This window comes from Wolbachia endosymbiont of Zygogramma bicolorata (assembly GCF_051130665.1).
Taxonomy (GTDB): domain Bacteria; phylum Pseudomonadota; class Alphaproteobacteria; order Rickettsiales; family Anaplasmataceae; genus Wolbachia.
Map to the genome: position 1 here is coordinate 482116 of NZ_CP149530.1, position 20458 is coordinate 502573.

Consider the following 20458-nt stretch of genomic DNA (forward strand, 5'->3'; position numbering starts at 1 on the left):
CTCAATTTTTAATTCAACTTAATTTTTAATCTAGCAGGAGTCGAGTTGAGAATGTCCAATTTTCCACTTTCTTTATAGCATAACATACTTCAGTCCTGATCCGCCTCTTGCTCCTCTTGAAGCCCAATAGCTCACCACTTATGTGTAAATTAATCGTTAATGTTGTACACGTTCTTTTCTTTTTCTACTCTCTCTTGCTCTTCAATACAATATATAGCAAGCGGATTAGCTTTAAGTCTTTCGACTCCTATTTCTTCTCCTGTTCCATCGCAGTAACCATAAGTGCCTAATTTTATTTTTTCTAACGCCTCCTTAATCTTTTCTTTTCTATCTTTTCGGCGCTTGATTAATTCCTCATTTCCACTATCTCCATCAGAATAGTATGTATCAATACTATTATCTTCTAGTTCTTGTTTCTCCAACTCAGCGAGTATTGATTGTAACTTTAAGCTGAAGTATTCCAGTTGTTTTACGCTCATATATTCTTCATCTTCTGAAGGAGTATAATCCTCTGGTGACTTTATTTTCGGTAACTTTTCCATAATTGCATTATCAAAAAAATAATAAAACCTATATAACTTATGAACAAAAAATTATACTACCCTCAAAGTAAACACTATAATTTATAATAAACATTTAAAAGCCTAGTATGATCGACTTAGTAAAAAAATTAGTAATAGATGGTAAGAACCTTACCTATATAGTATGTATTTTTATTATAATGTTAAGTTTATCTTCATTTACACTTGAAAACAACAATAAACAAGAAGTTATGTTAACATTAACATGGATATGTGCTACATTTGTTTTGCAGATCTCTACAAATAATTTGTTTACATCTGATTATCATGATGGAATATTAGAGCAAATCTTTGTACAGCCACTCTCTTCTAGGCTTATAGTTGCTTATAAAATTTTCGCTCACTGGTTATTATTTGGGCTACCGATTTCAGTGGTTTCTTCCATATTCAGCTTTGCAGTTCTAGGCAATAGTATTGAACACTCAATAGCAGTTGGAGTGTCTTTATTATTTAATACGCTGATAATCATTAATATTTCAGCTACTGGAAATGCATTGATGATTGGTCGAAATAACTTAGCATCAGGAGTATCGCAAATCCTTGTTTTGCCAATGATAATGCCAACCTTTGTGTATTTTAAAATGCTAACTCAATTTGAAAATTTGTCCTTGAATATTTATACACTACTAATCACCATGTTAATTTTTGTCGTTTTGATTGTTAACAGCACTATAACTACTCACATGGCATTAAAATTTGCTGTGGAACAGGATTGAAAAATCTTACTGTTATTCAGTAGGTATCCGTTTAGCAGAGTGGCAAAATAGGTAGACAAGATAAACCAAAAAATCAAGAAAAAGTGAGTTTACAACAAATGGTGTCATGCAAGTAGCTGACAACATAGAAACGAAAAAACTTGCTTGACAAACTCCGTCAGCCCCCTTATTATGACAGTAAGGGTATTTCTGACTCAAAACTTGTTTTTGACCTGCAGGCTCAATGACAAAATTCAGTAAAAAACTTAGGGTATTTTTTGGCGGATTACATAAAATTATAGCGGCTGCATGTCTTTTTTATTTTTTCTACATTCAGCCAAATCGCGCTTATTTTAAGCGTTAGCACATTATTACAGCGCCACTTACAGTAATATAGAGTTCAAAACTCGCACCACGGGGCTTCTTTTGCCTTTTTTTTCATTTGGTAAATTTATGTAACCGTTCACGGAGATAAGGTGGTTTACAAAGTAAGTATAAAAGTGTAAAGAGATAGGAAGCTAAATATGGAATGGGTAAATGACAACAGTGCTGCAAGAAAAGGTTGTAGCAGAAAACGCTAATCTCAAGGAAGAAATAAAAGCACTGATCAGAGAAAATGATAGCTTGAAAGCAAAAATAGTTGAATTAGAAGACAAATTGGGCTTAAATTCGCAAAATTCATCGCTGCCACCATCACGAGATATATATCGTAAGAAAGCAAAAAAGAAAAGTGATAAAAAACCAGGAGGTCAGCCAGGACATAAGGTGCATAAGCGTGAATTAATGGCTGCAGACGAGGTAGTGAGATGCACAATTGATACAATTTGTATGTGTGGAGGTAAGATTACTTTAGAAGATGAAATTATTCATCAGAAGGCAGAGTTGCCAGAAATTAAGCCAATTGTAACTGAGTACAGGTTGCAAAGAGGACATTGTAGAGTATGTAATAAAAGAATTACAGCAAATTTACCCGAAGGTGTTGCAAGAGATTTTCTAGGACCCAATGCTAAAACAGTTATAAGCAGCCTTAGCGGCTTTTTTATTAACTCAAAAAGAGAGGTACAGCAAATTTTGGGCAGTATTTTTAATCTAAATATAAGCCTTGGTTTAGTCTCAAATACTGAACGCAGGGTATCGAAGAAGTGTGCATCTGAATATGAGAAAATGAAGGAAGAGTTGCAAGGAAGCGAGTATTTGCATATAGACGAAACAGGGCACAGAAATCAAGGAAAGAGAGGCTGGAGTTGGGTAATAACAAACAAAGCGTTGACACTTCTGAAGGTAAGCGAGTCTCGTGGTAAGAAGGTGTTGAAGAGTTTACTGCCAGAATATGATGGTATATTTGTGAGCGATAGATACGCTGTATACAATTACTTCAATCATGAAAATAGACAGATATGTTGGGCACATCTGGCAAGAGATTTTGAGAGATTTGCCCATAGTAAAAATGTTGAAGTGAGCAAAATTGGCCAAGCACTAAAATCGCTCAGCAATAAGGTGTTTGTAGTAGATAAGGCAAAAAAACAAAATTTGATAGATAATTTGAGATTTTATCGACTGGTGCGAAAAATTCGGAAAAGGGTAAAACATTTTTTACGTAAAATGACGAGGGTTGCAAATAGCACTCAAGCTTCAAGAATGGCCGCTAAGATGTTACGATCTGAGGATATGATGTGGAAGTTTTTAAGAAAACCTGAAGTGATAGAAACAACTAATAACCTTGCAGAACGGCAAATTAGACGGTACGTAATTTATCGTAAAAACAGCTTTTTCACCTGGTCAGAACGTGGAGAAAGATTCGTGGAAAGAATGTTGTCGATATTTTTGACATCACGTCTCAATGGCCAGAACCCCTTTCAAAAGCTACAGAATCTAGTAGCTGTCACTGCTTAGTTCTTTAATTCATTCTCACAATCCGTGAACGGTTACAAATTTCTTAAATTTTATAGCTAATCAGTACTGGGATGACAAGAAAGGAGCACTGCTATTATAGAGTGAAATGAGATCCCAGTGTCAGCTACTCGGATGACATTATAGGGGCTACTGGGATGACATTATAGAGAGGCACTGGGATGACATTAGGGGCTACTGGGATGACATTATAGAGAGGCACTGGGATGACACCCTGACAATCGTCATCCCGCTGCTTGTTAGCGGGATCTGCTGTGGCGACATAAACTCAAATCATTTCAAATTTCAATCCAAAGAGGTATCATTATGTCAAACAATTTCAATTTTAAAGAATTTTTTAACCACTATGAAACAAATAGTACGTCAGATGATATACAAAGGTATTATTTGCTGTGGAAATCAGTAATAGCGCAGGCAATGACTGATGCAGCAAGTCACTGTAAAAAAACAGAAAGCTTGGTAGAGAAACGTAAGGCGATTTCTTGGTTATCGGACTTTAGTCAAGATTTTGCACACACATGTATATTGGCTGATTGTGATCCGGTATACGTAAAAAACAAAATACAGCCAATCTTAAAAAGCCTTACTAGATAAAGCCTTTTTAATGAGGTTTACTCCTTTTACCGAAAAAAATATCATTCAATCTCCTATCTATAGTTGCCTCTATATCTTTGATTAATAGCTGCTTTATTATGTTTACTTTCCGCTTTGCATCTTGAGCGTGATGCTCACTGTTATTGCTGTAATTATTCTTATCACTATAACTACTGCCACTTGGTTTACTACTGTTACTGAACTCACTACCCTTTTTTCTTCTTGTGCTGAGTATCTGCACTATCTTTTCCTTTAAAAAAGACTTCCAGCCTGTGCTAAGGAACAACTTATAGAGAAAATGCGGAGTAAGGAATGCTACTAATATTCGAATAGAAATTCCGTAACCGAGGTCTTCCCTATTTTCATAATACCACTTGTAATATTGAAATAAATGGTAAAACGCATTTTTGAAAGAGCCAAATTCTACAGCATACCAAAAACCATTGCTGAGAAACATGAGCACAATGCTGGATGTGTAAAGATACATTGTGAAGAGAAACAGTTTCACAATTATATCTTTTAGACTACCTAATATATAATTCAATAATCTTAATTTATAGAAAAGTGATATCATTTCACACCCACTTCAATATGGCTGGGGTGGAAGGATTCGAACCTTCGCGTGACGGTATCAAAAACCGCTGCCTTACCACTTGGCTACACCCCAATACTACTTACATCAATAACACTATTAGCCCAATTAGTAAAAGATTTATTTGCTTTTTCTATGGACATCACAGCAATAGCTGGCTGATCATAAGAATGCATTGCTTCGATTTTTTCTACAATTTTATCAACTTGATCATTTTTGCTCTTCATAATTGCTACTACTTCACAACTATTACTAATTTTACCTTCCCATAAATACAGAGAATTCACTTCAGGAAATATATTTACACATACAATTAATTTCTCGTTTAACAATTCCTCAGAAACAGTTTTAGCCTCTTCAAAACTTGAAAAAGTTGTATAAATCAAAACTAAATTATTCATTAGAATCTACGTAAATGCATTTCTACTATACTCCACTTAGGTTTATTCATCAAGAGAAAATAGATTAGATTTTTCTGTCATTCCAGCACTCTCTTCTGTCATTCCAGTGCCTCCTTCCCCTGTCATCCGAGTGCTCTCTTCTGTCATTCCAGTGCTTCCTTCCCCTGTCATCCCAGTGCGTGACACTGGGATCTAGGAATTTTGATTGAGCACTAAGTTGGTAAACATGAAAGTGGCTAACATTTTTTAAAACACAGCGTTTTCGATGGGATTGCGTGAAATGGCTAGATCCCAGTGTCACGCACTGGGATGACAAAAAAGGGCACTGGGATGACAAGAGGGGGTATTGGGATGACAAAAAAGGGCACTGGGATGACAAGAGGGGGTATTGGGATGACAAAAAAAGGAGGCTACTGGGATGGCAAGAAAGGAGCAGCAGGATGACGCCTCACCATGTCATTCCAGCGCGTGACGCTGGAATCCAGCCTTTTCATAATCATCAAAATGTTGTATTTTAACATAAAACGGCTACTTTTATGCTTCCCAACTTAATAAAATTCCTGGATCCAAGTAGTCAAGGCACTGGGATGACACCTTCCCTAGTGGAGAAATCACAATGTTCATACGTTTGTGCGCATAACGCTGGGATTTTTCTATAGTTTAAAAACAAAAAAAGGATGTTACTCATTGAGTAACATCCTTTGGAGAAAGTGAGTGGTTTTGTTTATGCTACTTACCAGATGTAACTCCTGGCTGCTGTGGTTCAATGTAAACTTCAGACTTACACGTAGAAGGCTGTTCCACCATTTTGCCCAGATAACCTGTTTTTTTCAGTTCTGCACGAGCTTTACTTAAGTCTTCTAGAGAAGGACTTTTTGGCGTAGAAGAACCAGAACCCATTCTACTATCAGTAGAAGAGCTTCTTGATACCTTTGGTGGAGTAACTGGAATAGGCTGCTTACCAGAAAGTCTTCCTCCTGCTGTTGCAGTTTTACCAGTATTTTCAATGGGAATAGGAGTATCAACGTAAAAAGTTCTCTTTCCTACTTGTCTAGACAACGTGTCTGATTCAGAAAGAACTTGATATTTAACATTAGTAGTTTCTTCTGGTGCTTTTTTACCCCCCAACCATAATGGCACTTTAAATGGAGCAGTTGTTTTCACTTCTTTATGCTTCGCAGGATTGAACAATTCCGCTTCGCTGCTAACAGTACTGTCAGTCCTTACAGAATCTAGTGAACTGCTTTTTGACAAGCTGCTAGTTGATTGTGTAGAGTCTTTTCTTCTCAGTGAAAAGACTGATGAAAGTGAAAAAGACTTACTAGCTTTTCTTTCTTCTGCGTCTCTTGCGTTGTTACGCCTCATAGATTGATCAAATTCGTATTCTCTTTTACATTCTCCAATAATCCTCTTAATTTCATCGTGATGCTCAGAGAAAATTTCATAAAGATTGTTATTATTTTTAGACAACAAATTTTGCAACTTCTTAGCGTCTAATTTATTGACAAAATCTGCTTGCTGTTTCAACTGATTGATCAACTGGTCCTTTTTGGCACCTTGTGGACCACCAACAGAATAAGCTTTCTCTAATATTTTTCCTCCCAGCTTAGAAAATATTTCCTTAGTTAAAGCAGAGCTATTCACGGCTTTGTCTTCAAGAACTTCCTTAATAAACATCTCCTTTACACTATTGAAATTCCTTGTTTTTTCTTCTGTTTTCAAAACAACAGTTTGACCTTCGTTACCTATTGAATATGGAATGGCGTCTAAACTAGACATACTTTCACTTAAATTACTTAAACTGCGCCCCATTTTTCCTAACGTAGCACCAGTTCCCTCTCTTGTTGCTCGTCTCACAGAACTTATAGCTCCTTTTACTGAATGATAACCTTCTCTTGCTTTTTCTGCAGTATATACTGACGCGTCCTTAACTTTCTCGGCAGTATATTTCGCCCCATCAACTGTCTTTTCTGCTGACCATTTGAGCCCTTTGAATGTGTATTCAACTGCTTTATAAGCAAAAAATAGAGTTAGGGCAACTATTGCACCTGTTGCAGCAACCGGTAAAGCAACTGCCACAAATGGAAGTAATGCACCAACCATCACACCTACTGCACCTACTGCAATCATTTGCTCTTTTGCAGACCAATTAGAGAAATTTTTTATATCTTTTAGTTTATCCTGCACAGTTTCCATGAAAGGAGAATTTTTTTTAACAGGACTTGAATTTGTTTGTTCACTGGCTAACATTTTAAACCTCACTATTAATTAAATATATTCATATTGTACACCCTCGATTCTTAAGTTAGTGTTAATTTGACTGTTAATGTTCATTTGTCTTTGAATAATTCTGCTTGACGTGTTTTTTGGAAGCGTAGAAAATTAGGTCAAGAAGCCGGAGTATTTATGAGGTGCATAAAAAAGGCACTCATCTTTTTGGCTGTTATAACTTTAATAATAATAGCTTTACTATTTAGGTATAATTCCCATTTTCACGAAGACGTAGTGCACTTAAAGAGTGACAACAAAGAATTCAAAAAAAAGCCAGAAAATTCTATAGAGTCGACCATACTACATAGAGAAAAGGAAGTGTACGATCATGTTTTCCATCCTGATGATTAATTTGTAAATAAAATAGCAATTTATGTTTGCATTTTCTTATTAAAGAAGTAATATTAGCGTATTAATTATAGAATCAATCGTTATGTTTGATGAGAATAATCCTTGGAATTTGGGAAAGAAACCGGTAGGGAACAAAACTCCTAATAATGAAGATATTTTAAGTAAAGCTGTATCTGATGTAAGATTCTTTCTTAATGGATTAACCAGAAACAGGGGCAAAAAACCTTATTTCATCATTTTCATTATTTTACTGTTCTATGCTTGCACTGGCTTTTATATTGTCCATCCTAGTGAGGAAAGTATAGAACTTACCTTTGGTAAATATTCTAATACAGAAACACCTGGTTTGCGTTATCACTTCCCCTACCCTATTGGCAAGGTTTTTAAAGTGAATGTTAAGGAAGTAAATCGTGAAGAAATTGGGGTAAGTAATTCTTATGGGCGAGACACAGATCGCGGTGAAGGTGTGATGCTAACTGGAGATGAAAATATAGTCAACGTTAACTTCGAGGTTCAGTGGCGCGTTAGAGATGCTAAGGACTATTTATTCAAAGTGCGGGATTACAAACCCGGTTTCAGTGTTAAAAATGCTGCTGAAAGTGCCATGAGAGAAATAATAGGTAAAAACACGATCTCTTTTGCACTTGGTCAAGGCAGACCAGAAATTTCTAGAGATACTAGAATTCTATTGCAGCAGATTCTTGATGGATACCAAATGGGCATAGAGATTTTATCTGTTCAAATGAAAAAAATTGATCCACCAGAAAAAGTAATCAGTTCGTTTAGAGATGTACAAAGTGCTCGTGCAGACAAAGAGCGTACTATAAACGAAGCATATGCTTATAATAACGATATTATACCTCGAGCAAAGGGTGAAGCGATAAAGATAAAATTAGATGCAGAGGCATATGAGAATGAAGTAATAAATGAAGCAAAAGGTAATGCAAATCGCTTTTTATCTCTTTATGAGGAATATAGACAGAATCCTTCTCTCGTTAAGAATCGTATTTATCTTGAAACTATGGAAAATATTTTCAGTAAGGTAGACAAAGTTGTTGTAACTGATGATCTGAAAGGTATGTTTTCTTATTTACCTCTTACAAATTTAGGGAAATAACCATGAGTAGTAATATTAAAATTGTTTTTGTTTCTGTATTTGTTGTTTTATTGATTGTTTTATTTAATTCAATATTTGTTGTGCAAGAAACAAAGCAAGCGATAGTTATACAACTCGGTAAAGTTGTAAGAGATGTTAGGGAAAGTGGCTTATATTTCAAGTTACCATTCATAAACAGTGTAGAGTTTCTTGATAAAAGAGTTTTAGATTTAAGTCCTGATAAGATCCCAAGGGAAGTGATAACAGCGGATCAAAAACGTATTATAGTAGATGCGTATGCAAAATATAAAATAACAAATCCTGTTACTTTTTACCAGGCTGTGAGGAATGAATCAGGGCTGGTTAGAAGATTGTATCCGGTTATAGAAGCACACATAAGAGAAAATATAGGCAAATTTTCGTTGATCAGTTTGTTGAATGAAAAAAGATCAGAGGTTATGCAATTGATTCAGCGTGGAGTTTATTCTGAAGCTGAAAAATTTGGCATAGAAATAATAGACGTAAGAATTAAGAGAGCAGATTTACCAGAAGAAAATAGTTCTGCAATATTTCGCCGTATGCAAACTGAAAGGGAAAAAGAAGCAAAAGAAATTAGAGCAGAAGGAGAGCAAGCTGGGCAGGAAGTTAGATCAAAAGCTGATAAATTAAAAAGGGAAATTATCTCCAGTGCAGTAAAAGAATCATATGAAATAAGGGGCCGTGGTTATGCTGAAGCAACTAGAATTTATAATGAGGCATTTAAGGTTGATGAAGAGTTTTTTAACTTTTATCGCTCTATGAGCGCTTACAGTAAATCATTTGCCGAAAATAATACTAAATTTGTACTTTCACCAAACAATAACTTTTTAGATATTTTAAACAAAGGATGGAAATAATTTATGAAAAGTAAGGCATTTATTTTATCTATATTTGCATATTTTCTAATTGCGTTTTCTTCATACGCTAATATGTTTGATTGGAATGCAAAAAAGGTCGTTGATGCTAGCACTACTGCATGTAACTGTAATCAAGGACTTGCCGATTTAGTGGAAGAACTCATTCCTGCGGTTGTAAATATTTCAAGCGAACAAATAATCAAACAAGAAAGTAACAATAGAACTAAAATCCCTTTTATGCCAAGAAATAATTTCTTTGATGATTTTAGAGAATTTTTTGAGCATTTTGATCAGTTTTTTATGGATAGGGGCCCTAGTGTTAACAGAGAGGTGGTGCTGCTTGGTTCTGGGTTTATTATAGATAAAGGTGGAACTATAGTAACCAATTATCACGTTATTAAAAACGCCCAAGATATCACAGTTACTATGAACGATAATACTTATTTCAAAGCAGAAGTTTTAGGCTATGATGCAAGAACTGATCTTGCTGTGCTTAAGGTTCATTCTAATAAAGATCTTCCTTTTGTTGCATTTGGTAATTCTGATACAGCAAGGGTTGGCGATACAGTTATTGCAATAGGTAACCCATTTGGTTTGGGTAGCTCTGTAAGCACAGGAATTATATCTGCAAGGTCCAGAGACATTAGTATCGGCACTATGAATGAATTTATTCAAACTGATGCTGCAATTAATAGAGGCAACTCTGGAGGGCCATTATTTGATTTAAATGGAAAAGTTATAGGCATTAACACCGCTATCTATTCCCCATCTGAGTCTGGCGGTAACGTGGGTATAGGCTTTGCTATACCATCTAATTTAGCTATGTCAATTATTGACACATTAAAAAGTGGCAAAAAAATAAAACATGGTTGGCTTGGTGTGCAAGTTCAGCCTATAACGAAAGAATTTGCTGAGTCTTTGGGTTTAAAAGATACAAAAGGTGCACTGGTTGCAAGTATAGTAAAGGATAGCCCTGCAGAAAAAGGTGGAATTAAGGTGGGTGACATATTATTAGAATTTGATGATAAAAAAATTGATAGAATGACACAACTGCCTCAAATGGTTTCAAGAACTGAACCTGGAAAAAAAGTACAAATTAAGTTACTTAGAAAGGGCAAAGAGGTCAATATTAAGGTTGTGATTGAAGAATCTGCAAATGATGGTCAAGGTAATAATCAAGAAGAAAATAAATCAACATCCGATTACATAACTGGTTTAACTGTTTCAAACCTGCCAAAAGAATCAAAAGAAAGTAATCCTACAAAAGGTGTGATAGTTATTAATGTAGATAGTAACAGTAATGCCACGCTGCGTGGTATTAAAAAAGGAGACATTATTATCCAATTAGATGGAACCGATATAGAAAATACTAATGATTTTCAAAAACAAGTTGATTCAGCAGTAAAGAAAAACGGTAAAGATTCAATAATGTTGCTCATTTACCGCAATGGAAATCAGTTTTTTACTTCAATAAAGTTAAAGAAATAGCACTTTTCGTAGGTTATTTACTAAATTCACAAAGCAGTAGCGTTTGCCATTATAGCTACTTCAATCTTATCAAATAAATCAAATCTACATTAGATTTATTGCATAACCATATATAAAAACCAAAGGATGTCATTCCAGTGTCAGCTACTTGTAAGAACATTTACTAAAATATACACATGAACAAAATCAACTTTTTAAAATTCATTGAACTGTGCTTTCAAACGGTGGTGCCGGGATGTGAGTATAATGATTATCAGTACATAAAAGTCATAGAAGACAGGCTGAAAGCAGCGAATGCTGGCGAAGTAAGGCGCATAATATTCAATATGCCTCCGCGTTCAATGAAGTCCATGTGCATAAGCGTTGCGTGGCCCGCATGGATACTGGGAAATCAACCAACCGCAAGAATAATAGTTGCAAGTTATTCTCGGCTGCTCAGCGAAAAGCACTCGCTTGATACCAGGTGCGTAATGCAATCGGATTGGTATAAAGAGCTATTCCCAGAGGTAAAATTATCCAAAGACCAGAACACTAAATATAAATTCCAAACAGTGCAGAGAGGATTTAGAATCGCAACATCAGTTGGAGGGACGTTAACCGGTGAAGGTGGTGATTTTATTATTGTGGATGATCCGCTTAACCCTGCTCAAGCTTTGAGTGAAACGTTTAGAAAGCGTGTTACAAATTGGTTCGATCAGACTTTGGTAACGAGGCTCAACGATAGAAAAAAAGGAGTAATTGTGCTTGTTATGCACAGGCTGCACCTGGAAGACTTAACTGGGCACCTCTTATCCAAGCCAAAAAACATATGGCATCACATTTGTTTGCCAATGATTTCTGAAAAAGTGGAGATAATCAACTCAATTACGACACTAGAAAAAGGTTTATATTCAAGAGAAGAGAATGAGTTATTATATCCCCTGGAGGGAGGAAGAGAAGAAGTTGAGATGATAAAAGTTGAACTCGGGAGTTACGCTTTTGCTGCTCAATATCAACAAAACCCCCTGCCGCTTTCAAGCAGTATAATTAAACAAGAGTGGCTAAAGCGCTATAAAAATTTCCCTGATAATCTCTCACATGTAACACAAAGCTGGGACACTGCAGTTTCAACAAACGATTCCAGCGACTTTAGCGTCTGCACCACCTGGGCAAAAATAGATAATAAATTCTATTTACTTGATGTATATCGAGCAAAGCTTGAGTATCCAAAGCTTAAAGAGCAAGTTCTGTCACTAGCTGCAAGATGGGCACCACATGCAATTTTGATCGAAGCAAAAACAAGTGGTCAGCAATTAACACAAGAGCTAAAGGCAAATAGCGATCTACCGATTATTGAAATCGTGCCACACAATGACAAACTCACTCGATTTTATCAAATTGTTCCAATTATAGAGTCTGGCAGGGTTTTTCTGCCACAGCAAACGGTATGGCTCAGCGATTTCGAGTACGAAATTTTAATGTTCCCAGAAGCCCGTTATGATGATCAGGTGGACAGTACGGTACAATATTTACAATGGATGAGAAAAACTAACACCAGTGCTTTCAGGGTCAGGGACTTTGGCCCCAACCCTAATAAACCATTTAGATGGTTAAGGTATATCTAAAAACCTAAATTTATGTAACCGTTCACGGAGATAAGGTGGTTTACAAAGTAAGTATAAAAGTGTAAAGAGATAGGAAGCTAAATATGGAATGGGTAAATGACAACAGTGCTGCAAGAAAAGGTTGTAGCAGAAAACGCTAATCTCAAGGAAGAAATAAAAGCACTGATCAGAGAAAATGATAGCTTGAAAGCAAAAATAGTTGAATTAGAAGACAAATTGGGCTTAAATTCGCAAAATTCATCGCTGCCACCATCACGAGATATATATCGTAAGAAAGCAAAAAAGAAAAGTGATAAAAAACCAGGAGGTCAGCCAGGACATAAGGTGCATAAGCGTGAATTAATGGCTGCAGACGAGGTAGTGAGATGCACAATTGATACAATTTGTATGTGTGGAGGTAAGATTACTTTAGAAGATGAAATTATTCATCAGAAGGCAGAGTTGCCAGAAATTAAGCCAATTGTAACTGAGTACAGGTTGCAAAGAGGACATTGTAGAGTATGTAATAAAAGAATTACAGCAAATTTACCCGAAGGTGTTGCAAGAGATTTTCTAGGACCCAATGCTAAAACAGTTATAAGCAGCCTTAGCGGCTTTTTTATTAACTCAAAAAGAGAGGTACAGCAAATTTTGGGCAGTATTTTTAATCTAAATATAAGCCTTGGTTTAGTCTCAAATACTGAACGCAGGGTATCGAAGAAGTGTGCATCTGAATATGAGAAAATGAAGGAAGAGTTGCAAGGAAGCGAGTATTTGCATATAGACGAAACAGGGCACAGAAATCAAGGAAAGAGAGGCTGGAGTTGGGTAATAACAAACAAAGCGTTGACACTTCTGAAGGTAAGCGAGTCTCGTGGTAAGAAGGTGTTGAAGAGTTTACTGCCAGAATATGATGGTATAGTTGTGAGCGATAGATACGCTGTATACAATTACTTCAATCGTGAAAATAGACAGATATGTTGGGCACATCTGGCAAGAGATTTTGAGAGATTTGCCCATAGTAAAAATGTTGAAGTGAGCAAAATTGGCCAAGCACTAAAATCGCTCAGCAATAAGGTGTTTGTAGTAGATAAGGCAAAAAAACAAAATTTGATAGATAATTTGAGATTTTATCGACTGGTGCGAAAAATTCGGAAAAGGGTAAAACATTTTTTACGTAAAATGACGAGGGTTGCAAATAGCACTCAAGCTTCAAGAATGGCCGCTAAGATGTTACGATCTGAGGATATGATGTGGAAGTTTTTAAGAAAACCTGAAGTGATAGAAACAACTAATAACCTTGCAGAACGGCAAATTAGACGGTACGTAATTTATCGTAAAAACAGCTTTTTCACCTGGTCAGAACGTGGAGAAAGATTCGTGGAAAGAATGTTGGTAACCGTTCACGGATTGTGAGAATGAATTAAAGAACTAAGCAGTGACAGCTACTAGATTTTGTAGCTTTTGAAAGGGGTTCTGGCCAGGTGAAAAAGCTGTTTTTACGATAAATTACGTACCGTCTAATTTGCCGTTCTGCAAGGTTATTAGTTGTTTCTATCACTTCAGGTTTTCTTAAAAACTTCCACATCATATCCTCAGATCGTAACATCTTAGCGGCCATTCTTGAAGCTTGAGTGCTATTTGCAACCCTCGTCATTTTACGTAAAAAATGTTTTACCCTTTTCCGAATTTTTCGCACCAGTCGATAAAATCTCAAATTATCTATCAAATTTTGTTTTTTTGCCTTATCTACTACAAACACCTTATTGCTGAGCGATTTTAGTGCTTGGCCAATTTTGCTCACTTCAACATTTTTACTATGGGCAAATCTCTCAAAATCTCTTGCCAGATGTGCCCAACATATCTGTCTATTTTCACGATTGAAGTAATTGTATACAGCGTATCTATCGCTCACAAATATACCATCATATTCTGGCAGTAAACTCTTCAACACCTTCTTACCACGAGACTCGCTTACCTTCAGAAGTGTCAACGCTTTGTTTGTTATTACCCAACTCCAGCCTCTCTTTCCTTGATTTCTGTGCCCTGTTTCGTCTATATGCAAATACTCGCTTCCTTGCAACTCTTCCTTCATTTTCTCATATTCAGATGCACACTTCTTCGATACCCTGCGTTCAGTATTTGAGACTAAACCAAGGCTTATATTTAGATTAAAAATACTGCCCAAAATTTGCTGTACCTCTCTTTTTGAGTTAATAAAAAAGCCGCTAAGGCTGCTTATAACTGTTTTAGCATTGGGTCCTAGAAAATCTCTTGCAACACCTTCGGGTAAATTTGCTGTAATTCTTTTATTACATACTCTACAATGTCCTCTTTGCAACCTGTACTCAGTTACAATTGGCTTAATTTCTGGCAACTCTGCCTTCTGATGAATAATTTCATCTTCTAAAGTAATCTTACCTCCACACATACAAATTGTATCAATTGTGCATCTCACTACCTCGTCTGCAGCCATTAATTCACGCTTATGCACCTTATGTCCTGGCTGACCTCCTGGTTTTTTATCACTTTTCTTTTTTGCTTTCTTACGATATATATCTCGTGATGGTGGCAGCGATGAATTTTGCGAATTTAAGCCCAATTTGTCTTCTAATTCAACTATTTTTGCTTTCAAGCTATCATTTTCTCTGATCAGTGCTTTTATTTCTTCCTTGAGATTAGCGTTTTCTGCTACAACCTTTTCTTGCAGCACTGTTGTCATTTACCCATTCCATATTTAGCTTCCTATCTCTTTACACTTTTATACTTACTTTGTAAACCACCTTATCTCCGTGAACGGTTACAGAATGTTGTCGATATTTTTGACATCACGTCTAAATGGCCAGAACCCCTTTCAAAAGCTACAGAATCTAGTAGCTGTCACTGCTTAGTTCTTTAATTCATTCTCACAATCCGTGAACGGTTACAAATTTATTTCCCCAAAGCTTCTGACATATGCTTTACCTGTTGCGGATGTTTAAGCTCTGAAGAGACACTTCCCTTATGTGGCACAGCAGGAGAAGCCGATCCAATAGAACAAAAGCCACTATCTCTATTAACTTTTTGAGAACTAAGGTTATCAGATGACGGTAATTGTGCTTCTGCAAGTCGCAATAACTGTGATTCTTTACCCTCACATAGAGATCTGCTTAGCTCCCATTTCCCCGAAGGAGTATGCGTCAAATATAAATGCTGCTCCTCCCCAGGGGAGAAAGAGTTGGAGTCTAGCTTCTCCTTCATCTCAGAAGAAAGAAATGGGCGTAGTTCCTCCCTCTGATCACGATCAAGACGTTTTTGCGACTTTAGTCCACTATTAGATTCTACCACGGTAGTACCTTGTGACGGGAGTCCTGGAATACTACCACTAATTGTAGAATGTACAGGAGAAGTCTCTTTTGAGGGTGAATTACTTTTTGCTCTTCTTTCTGAGGCAGATCGTTCAGAAAGAGGTGGTTTTTCAGTTACAAAATCCCCAGGAGCACTTACACTTGAATGCATCGTATCACGCCCTACATCACATCGCTTCAAGCTTGCGTCATGTTGCTTAGGCTTAGAAAGTGAAGAGAGGAAACTTTTTATTGTACTTTGGAGACCACCCCCATGTTTCTTCGGAGATTCACTCTCTTGTGACTGTGCTTCAGAACACTCATCACTAACTTGCTGTTTTTCAGGTTCCACACCACAAATGCTCTCCGTACCTTTTGGATAATCTCCAAGAATCCCCAAATCTGGAGAACCCGATAATGACACATACCAAGTACTATTCCCTATTGACGTGCTTTCATTAGCACCTTTCCATGATAAACCACTAAATCCTGGTTCAGTAAATTGCAGTGGCTGCCATTTATTTCCGGACGTGCATTGTGATAAACAAGGGTTCGTTTGCTGAGCCCGAGCACTAGTACTTGCTTGCACATTTTTAGCAGCACCTTTCCATGATGAAGGTCCACTAGAACTCAACTGTGTCGGTGGCTGGAATCGTGGAACACTAATATCACTACTTTGTGCATAAAAAACCGGTAATGACGAACGGTCCATTGGCTGAAACGAAGCACTAGTCCATGCTGGCATATTCGCAGCAGCACCTACAGATTGCAATGATGAAGATGGCCCTGCAACACCACGACTAACTGTAGAATAACCCAGATGTGTCAATGGCCCACCACTCGTTCCAGGAACATCTAACGGGTTCAACGGCAGCACGGAAACCAACCCTTGCCTGGGAGACCCCTCTAATGCTCCATCCTGACTCCGCGTGGGAGACCCCCATTCCATATCTGACAGTTCAGTCGATGGCCCTGGACCACCACTTGAAGAACCAGAATCCTTAGTCAGAGGTGACACACCAATACCACTATCTCTGTTTCTTTGGTTGGGCGGTGTTCCTGGAGGCGACAATGCTCGCACAAGCTCAGGGTCAATGGACAGTTCATGGTCTTTGTTGATTACAGAGCTTTCCATGATTTTATTCAGCACACAATAAGAAATGTCCACATCAGCAAAATCTATAGCATATACGTAATCACTACTCCAGTATGGATTTTTTAAACGATGACTTTCAATTCTGGTAACCACAGCATCACCAAATGTACGGTTGAGGTCATATGCATCATCCTTGCTGAGAAACCCAAGAAACTTACCATTTTGCACAAGAGGAATAAGAACTGAATCTTCTTTTTTATCAACATAAGAAGTACGAGTAATAGTACGAACTGGAATATCTGCTGCCCTATCTATAAAATCGATCATTATATATTTTAGTTTATCAACAGTGTTGTTCTTAGCACTAGGAGTCTGAAGATAACGACATTCTAAAGATGCATTATATGCTATTATGTCTTTAATGAACTCAATATCATCAAAAATGCCTTTTTTAATGTACACAAGATTACCCTTTTCTTCCAAGTAATCACTTGGAGGATTTGGATAACCTTCAATTTCTGCTGAAAATAAATCAACAAAGTCTTTTTGTAGCCCTTTATCATGAAAAAGCATGCAATATAAATAGGAGTTCCTATCGAAACTTGCATCATATATACTTTTTTTTGCATACCTCACACCAAACTTATTTCCTATGCCTACCTTTATACTTCCGGCAAGCGCTTGAGCTAGATAACATTTTAAATTAAAAACCACTCCTTCATCTATTTCTACTGAAAATTTCTTTCTTCCTTTATCATCTCTAGGTAAATGTTTCGTGTTAAAAGCGAACGGAAAAAACTTCAAGTTATAAGATACACCAGCAGCTTTTTCATCTCTATAAGATCTTTTAATTATTTTCTCCTTCATGTTATTCAAATACTTCATACATTGTTTGGAATCCATATTTTTATCAAATGAGATAACAATATGATCCTTACCATGCAAATTTTGCACGGTAAGGTTAGTAACTGCAATACTATTAAAACGAAGATTAATATTAAATGCCTTTACTAATTCTCGATTTACTTCACTTATATTAGGCATAACACCCCCTTATTTTAAATATACTTATGACCTTGAACTACCTTTACTACTACTCTGACTATTACAACTACTCATAGAACTGCTAGGATCATTCCTTCTTGCTCTCTCTTCATCTCTTTCTTTAAACCTATCACGATAGTCATCGATATACTTTGGATCTACTTTGCTTAGATCAGCTCTTTCTCTTTTTCTTGTAACACTATCAGATTCTTTTTTATCCATATTGTCCCCAGTAAAAATATTATGTAATTAATATACTAAAAATAAAATTAAGTGCAAGCACTTTTTTATATTTTTTAGTATAAATTTTATTCGTCATTTTTATACTCCTAGATTCCAGTGTCACGCACTGGAATGACAAAAAAAGACACTGAATGACGCCTGTGTTTCTTTTTGCCATCAACTCCTACTCTTTTAATGTCATACCAGTACCTCTTTTTCTTGTCATCCCAACTAGGAAGGGTGTCATCCCAGTGCCCAGACACTGGGATCTAGTCTTTTTTCCATCAAAAACACTCCCTTTTAACATAAAACCCTACACTTATCAAACCCAATGCACATCCTGGATTCCAGTACTGGAATGACAAAAGGAAGCACTGGCTCCTGGATTTCAGCGTCCACTACTCGAATGACACCCTCCTTTGTCATCACAAATAACCCATAGGTGTCATCCCAGTGCCCATACACTGGGATCTAGTCTTTTTTCCATCAAAAACACTCCCTTTTAACATAAAACCCTACACTTATCAAACCTAATGTACATCCTGGATCCCAGTGCCCAGACACTGGGATCCAGTTTTTTCCATCAAAAACACTCCTTCTTAACATAAAACTCTACACTTACCAAACCCAATGCACATCTGGATTCCAGCGTCACGCGCTGGAATGACAAGAAAGGGACACTGGAATAACAAGAAAAGGACACTGGAATGACAAAAACTAGCGCAACGGTGTCTTTCCTGCTTCTGCTGACTGACCTTCCACACATTTCTCAACTTTTATATCATCAGTTAATCCTTTTGGTGGTTGAACATCACTTGCAGCATTATACTGAGCAGCACTAGCATTGGACTTATCATTAGTTCCTGATGGAACTTGAAAATGTTTAACTTTAGGAAAGTTCCCAGCATTAAAAGAAGATCCTTTACTAGCTCCTCTTCGAGGCTTTTTAGCATTACCACTATCTAAATTCATCTTTTCTGATATATCATTATTAACTTTAAACCACGTACTCTGTTCTGTCTGAACTTCTGGCTTTTTTGGAGCAGGTGGACACACCTCTTTCTTCGGTTCCTCAGGCTTCGCTTTTTTCTCTTCTTCCACTTTTGGTTTTGTTTCTTTTACCTCGCGGATCTCCTCCTTTATAACCTCTTTAGGCATTAGTTCTTTCATAGGTTTTGGTAAAAGATCAAGTTCTGGTTTGCTCAGAGGAATTGGCCTTACAAATCCGGGTGAAACTTCAAAAAGGAAAACTGGCACTTTAGGCTTTTCTCTTTCATCCACTTTTATTTCTACATTTTCACGAACTTCTTTATTTTCTTCCTTTAATGATGTTTTTTCTGCTTTAGTTGTTTCTTCTGTAGATGCCTCTACTATAGCTGCTAGCTCAACTCCAAACATCTCTGCGAACATTGTAATAATCCATCCGGTAACGGCGAGCTGTAACTTGAGTTTCAGATCCTGCAAAAATTGTAGACGTTCGAGCACCCTTGCAAGCTCCTCTTCTGATAACTCACCACTGCCCAATTTCTCCTGCAATTCTTTTATCTCTTTGTCCAACCTCTTGTCCCAACTCAAATCTAAATTACTTTTGAAGATCTTCTTGATTAACTCCTTAAGCTTGTCACGCAAAAACTTCACTATCGCAGCAATCAGGTTTTTTTCCTTCTTCTCCTTGAGCATTTGGTAGATTTTCGGATCATCTACATCTACTTCAAAGAGGTTGAAGAAAGGTTCAAAGAAACTCCAGAAATCTCCCAGTGGTTTTTCACAATCGAAGTAACCCTCATCACCATCTTCGATATGTAGCTCTGCTTGAGATGATATTTCATCGACACAACTAGAGGCCTGACGCTCACACTCGAGCCTTCTGAGCAAATCTTGTCTGTCAAGCTTCTCTATGGCTGCTTTCAGTTCATTTAACTTCTGCTCCGCAGAGAAATCTTGCTCCCTGATTTTTCCTTGGAAGATTGAGCTACCGTTTTCGTTATTATCTGAAAAATTTTCCATTATTTTTGTCCCCTCAATAAAATTACTGTCTTTATTGTTACCTGAAAAGCTTTCCATCATTTTTACTCCCTTCATAAAAGTTAATAATTTAATTCTACAGTACTAAACATTTAAGAAGCGTTAACGTAAAGATGTCAATAAAATTATTTATATTTTTACACTATGTATATTATATCATACGCCATTTAACCTTTCAATAATATTTTCTATTCTTGCTGCTTTTTCAAGCTCTAGCATGCGCTTTCCTTCTTATTAATGTTCACTTTTGCCTCTACCACCACTTTTTCTTGTAAAGTATTTTATA

At 36.7% G+C, this 20458-nt stretch carries 18 protein-coding genes and 1 tRNA gene; 9 read left to right on the forward strand and 10 right to left on the reverse strand.

Annotated features, from left to right (window positions below):
* Nucleotides 1-149 precede the first annotated feature (149 nt).
* The gene (locus WKH12_RS02225) at nucleotides 150-542 is read right to left on the reverse strand and encodes a TraR/DksA family transcriptional regulator (RefSeq protein WP_253302608.1); all 393 of its coding nucleotides are present in this window, start codon (nucleotides 540-542) and stop codon (nucleotides 150-152) included.
* A gap of 107 nt (nucleotides 543-649) precedes the next feature.
* On the opposite strand from WKH12_RS02225, the gene WKH12_RS02230 reads away from it, so the two are divergent.
* The 3 genes from WKH12_RS02230 (at nucleotide 650) to WKH12_RS02240 (ending at nucleotide 3781) form a co-directional block, all read left to right on the forward strand.
* Nucleotides 650-1297 (forward strand): heme exporter protein CcmB, encoded by a 648-nt coding sequence (locus tag WKH12_RS02230; protein ID WP_253309720.1) that lies wholly within the window; start codon nucleotides 650-652, stop codon nucleotides 1295-1297.
* Nucleotides 1298-1813: 516 nt separating this feature from the next.
* Nucleotides 1814-3169 (forward strand): IS66 family transposase, encoded by a 1356-nt coding sequence (gene tnpC / locus WKH12_RS02235; protein WP_434732115.1) that lies wholly within the window; start codon nucleotides 1814-1816, stop codon nucleotides 3167-3169.
* A 324-nt stretch (nucleotides 3170-3493) separates the two neighbouring features.
* Complete coding sequence (locus WKH12_RS02240; RefSeq protein ID WP_264687830.1) at nucleotides 3494-3781, forward strand: hypothetical protein; 288 nt, start codon at nucleotides 3494-3496, stop codon at nucleotides 3779-3781.
* Nucleotides 3782-3788: 7 nt separating this feature from the next.
* Here the strand turns inward: WKH12_RS02240 and WKH12_RS02245 are convergent, their stop codons facing one another.
* The 4 genes from WKH12_RS02245 to WKH12_RS02260 all read right to left on the reverse strand — a co-directional run bounded on the left by WKH12_RS02245 (nucleotide 3789) and on the right by WKH12_RS02260 (nucleotide 4960).
* Nucleotides 3789-4355 carry a hypothetical protein gene (locus tag WKH12_RS02245; RefSeq protein WP_434732535.1) on the reverse strand — a complete coding sequence of 189 codons (567 nt, stop codon included), beginning with the start codon at nucleotides 4353-4355 and terminating at the stop codon, nucleotides 3789-3791.
* A gap of 18 nt (nucleotides 4356-4373) precedes the next feature.
* Nucleotides 4374-4448 (reverse strand) — tRNA-Gln (locus WKH12_RS02250).
* Entirely contained in the window at nucleotides 4439-4774 is a 336-nt protein-coding gene (gene cutA / locus WKH12_RS02255; RefSeq protein ID WP_264736203.1) for a divalent-cation tolerance protein CutA, read from the reverse strand. Before cutA ends, WKH12_RS02250 begins: the two co-directional genes overlap by 10 nt.
* 42 nt (nucleotides 4775-4816) lie before the next feature.
* Complete coding sequence (locus tag WKH12_RS02260; RefSeq protein WP_264687828.1) at nucleotides 4817-4960, reverse strand: hypothetical protein; 144 nt, start codon at nucleotides 4958-4960, stop codon at nucleotides 4817-4819.
* A gap of 89 nt (nucleotides 4961-5049) precedes the next feature.
* Between WKH12_RS02260 and WKH12_RS02265 the strand changes: the two genes are divergently transcribed.
* A complete protein-coding gene (locus WKH12_RS02265) occupies nucleotides 5050-5292 on the forward strand; it encodes a hypothetical protein (protein ID WP_434732536.1) in 243 nt (80 codons plus the stop codon).
* Between the two features lie 211 nt (nucleotides 5293-5503).
* Here WKH12_RS02265 and WKH12_RS02270 read toward each other — a convergent pair whose 3' ends face one another.
* Nucleotides 5504-7024, reverse strand: coding sequence for an actin-bundling T4SS effector WalE1 family protein (locus WKH12_RS02270; RefSeq protein ID WP_434732537.1), 1521 nt, complete (start codon nucleotides 7022-7024; stop codon nucleotides 5504-5506).
* 454 nt (nucleotides 7025-7478) lie between these two features.
* Between WKH12_RS02270 and hflK the strand changes: the two genes are divergently transcribed.
* The 5 genes from hflK (at nucleotide 7479) to tnpC (WKH12_RS02295) (ending at nucleotide 13875) form a co-directional block, all read left to right on the forward strand.
* Entirely contained in the window at nucleotides 7479-8513 is a 1035-nt protein-coding gene (gene hflK, locus WKH12_RS02275; protein WP_264687825.1) for an FtsH protease activity modulator HflK, read from the forward strand.
* A gap of 2 nt (nucleotides 8514-8515) precedes the next feature.
* Nucleotides 8516-9388, forward strand: coding sequence for a protease modulator HflC (gene hflC / locus WKH12_RS02280; protein ID WP_434732538.1), 873 nt, complete (start codon nucleotides 8516-8518; stop codon nucleotides 9386-9388).
* A gap of 3 nt (nucleotides 9389-9391) precedes the next feature.
* Nucleotides 9392-10876: a DegQ family serine endoprotease gene (locus tag WKH12_RS02285; protein WP_434732539.1), complete on the forward strand. Its 1485-nt coding sequence runs from the start codon at nucleotides 9392-9394 to the stop codon at nucleotides 10874-10876.
* Nucleotides 10877-11052: 176 nt separating this feature from the next.
* Complete coding sequence (terL, locus tag WKH12_RS02290) at nucleotides 11053-12480, forward strand: phage terminase large subunit (protein ID WP_434732540.1); 1428 nt, start codon at nucleotides 11053-11055, stop codon at nucleotides 12478-12480.
* Nucleotides 12481-12576: 96 nt separating this feature from the next.
* The gene (gene tnpC / locus WKH12_RS02295; RefSeq protein WP_434732541.1) at nucleotides 12577-13875 is read left to right on the forward strand and encodes an IS66 family transposase; all 1299 of its coding nucleotides are present in this window, start codon (nucleotides 12577-12579) and stop codon (nucleotides 13873-13875) included.
* A gap of 7 nt (nucleotides 13876-13882) precedes the next feature.
* Here the strand turns inward: tnpC (WKH12_RS02295) and tnpC (WKH12_RS02300) are convergent, their stop codons facing one another.
* The 4 genes from tnpC (WKH12_RS02300) to WKH12_RS02315 form a co-directional block, all read right to left on the reverse strand.
* A complete protein-coding gene (tnpC, locus tag WKH12_RS02300; protein WP_434732542.1) occupies nucleotides 13883-15181 on the reverse strand; it encodes an IS66 family transposase in 1299 nt (432 codons plus the stop codon).
* Between the two features lie 209 nt (nucleotides 15182-15390).
* Nucleotides 15391-17925: a hypothetical protein gene (locus WKH12_RS02305; protein ID WP_434732543.1), complete on the reverse strand. Its 2535-nt coding sequence runs from the start codon at nucleotides 17923-17925 to the stop codon at nucleotides 15391-15393.
* Between the two features lie 24 nt (nucleotides 17926-17949).
* Nucleotides 17950-18147, reverse strand: coding sequence for a hypothetical protein (locus WKH12_RS02310; RefSeq protein WP_434732544.1), 198 nt, complete (start codon nucleotides 18145-18147; stop codon nucleotides 17950-17952).
* 717 nt (nucleotides 18148-18864) lie between these two features.
* Nucleotides 18865-20214, reverse strand: coding sequence for a hypothetical protein (locus WKH12_RS02315; RefSeq protein WP_434732545.1), 1350 nt, complete (start codon nucleotides 20212-20214; stop codon nucleotides 18865-18867).
* Nucleotides 20215-20458 lie beyond the last annotated feature (244 nt).

Bases quoted from the DNA above. Each gene is read 5' to 3' on its own strand.
- hflC (WP_434732538.1), top strand. From the start codon at position 8,516: ATGAGTAGTAATATTAAAATTGTTTTTGTTTCTGTATTTGTTGTTTTA.
- WKH12_RS02315 (WP_434732545.1), bottom strand. From the start codon at position 20,214: ATGATGGAAAGCTTTTCAGGTAACAATAAAGACAGTAATTTTATTGAG.
- hflK (WP_264687825.1), top strand. From the start codon at position 7,479: ATGTTTGATGAGAATAATCCTTGGAATTTGGGAAAGAAACCGGTAGGG.
- WKH12_RS02225 (WP_253302608.1), bottom strand. From the start codon at position 542: ATGGAAAAGTTACCGAAAATAAAGTCACCAGAGGATTATACTCCTTCA.
- tnpC (WP_434732541.1), top strand. From the start codon at position 12,577: ATGACAACAGTGCTGCAAGAAAAGGTTGTAGCAGAAAACGCTAATCTC.
- WKH12_RS02270 (WP_434732537.1), bottom strand. From the start codon at position 7,024: ATGTTAGCCAGTGAACAAACAAATTCAAGTCCTGTTAAAAAAAATTCT.
- WKH12_RS02245 (WP_434732535.1), bottom strand. From the start codon at position 4,355: ATGATATCACTTTTCTATAAATTAAGATTATTGAATTATATATTAGGT.
- WKH12_RS02305 (WP_434732543.1), bottom strand. From the start codon at position 17,925: ATGCCTAATATAAGTGAAGTAAATCGAGAATTAGTAAAGGCATTTAAT.
- cutA (WP_264736203.1), bottom strand. From the start codon at position 4,774: ATGAATAATTTAGTTTTGATTTATACAACTTTTTCAAGTTTTGAAGAG.
- tnpC (WP_434732115.1), top strand. From the start codon at position 1,814: ATGACAACAGTGCTGCAAGAAAAGGTTGTAGCAGAAAACGCTAATCTC.
- WKH12_RS02230 (WP_253309720.1), top strand. From the start codon at position 650: ATGATCGACTTAGTAAAAAAATTAGTAATAGATGGTAAGAACCTTACC.
- tnpC (WP_434732542.1), bottom strand. From the start codon at position 15,181: ATGACAACAGTGCTGCAAGAAAAGGTTGTAGCAGAAAACGCTAATCTC.
- WKH12_RS02285 (WP_434732539.1), top strand. From the start codon at position 9,392: ATGAAAAGTAAGGCATTTATTTTATCTATATTTGCATATTTTCTAATT.
- WKH12_RS02240 (WP_264687830.1), top strand. From the start codon at position 3,494: ATGTCAAACAATTTCAATTTTAAAGAATTTTTTAACCACTATGAAACA.
- WKH12_RS02310 (WP_434732544.1), bottom strand. From the start codon at position 18,147: ATGGATAAAAAAGAATCTGATAGTGTTACAAGAAAAAGAGAAAGAGCT.
- terL (WP_434732540.1), top strand. From the start codon at position 11,053: ATGAACAAAATCAACTTTTTAAAATTCATTGAACTGTGCTTTCAAACG.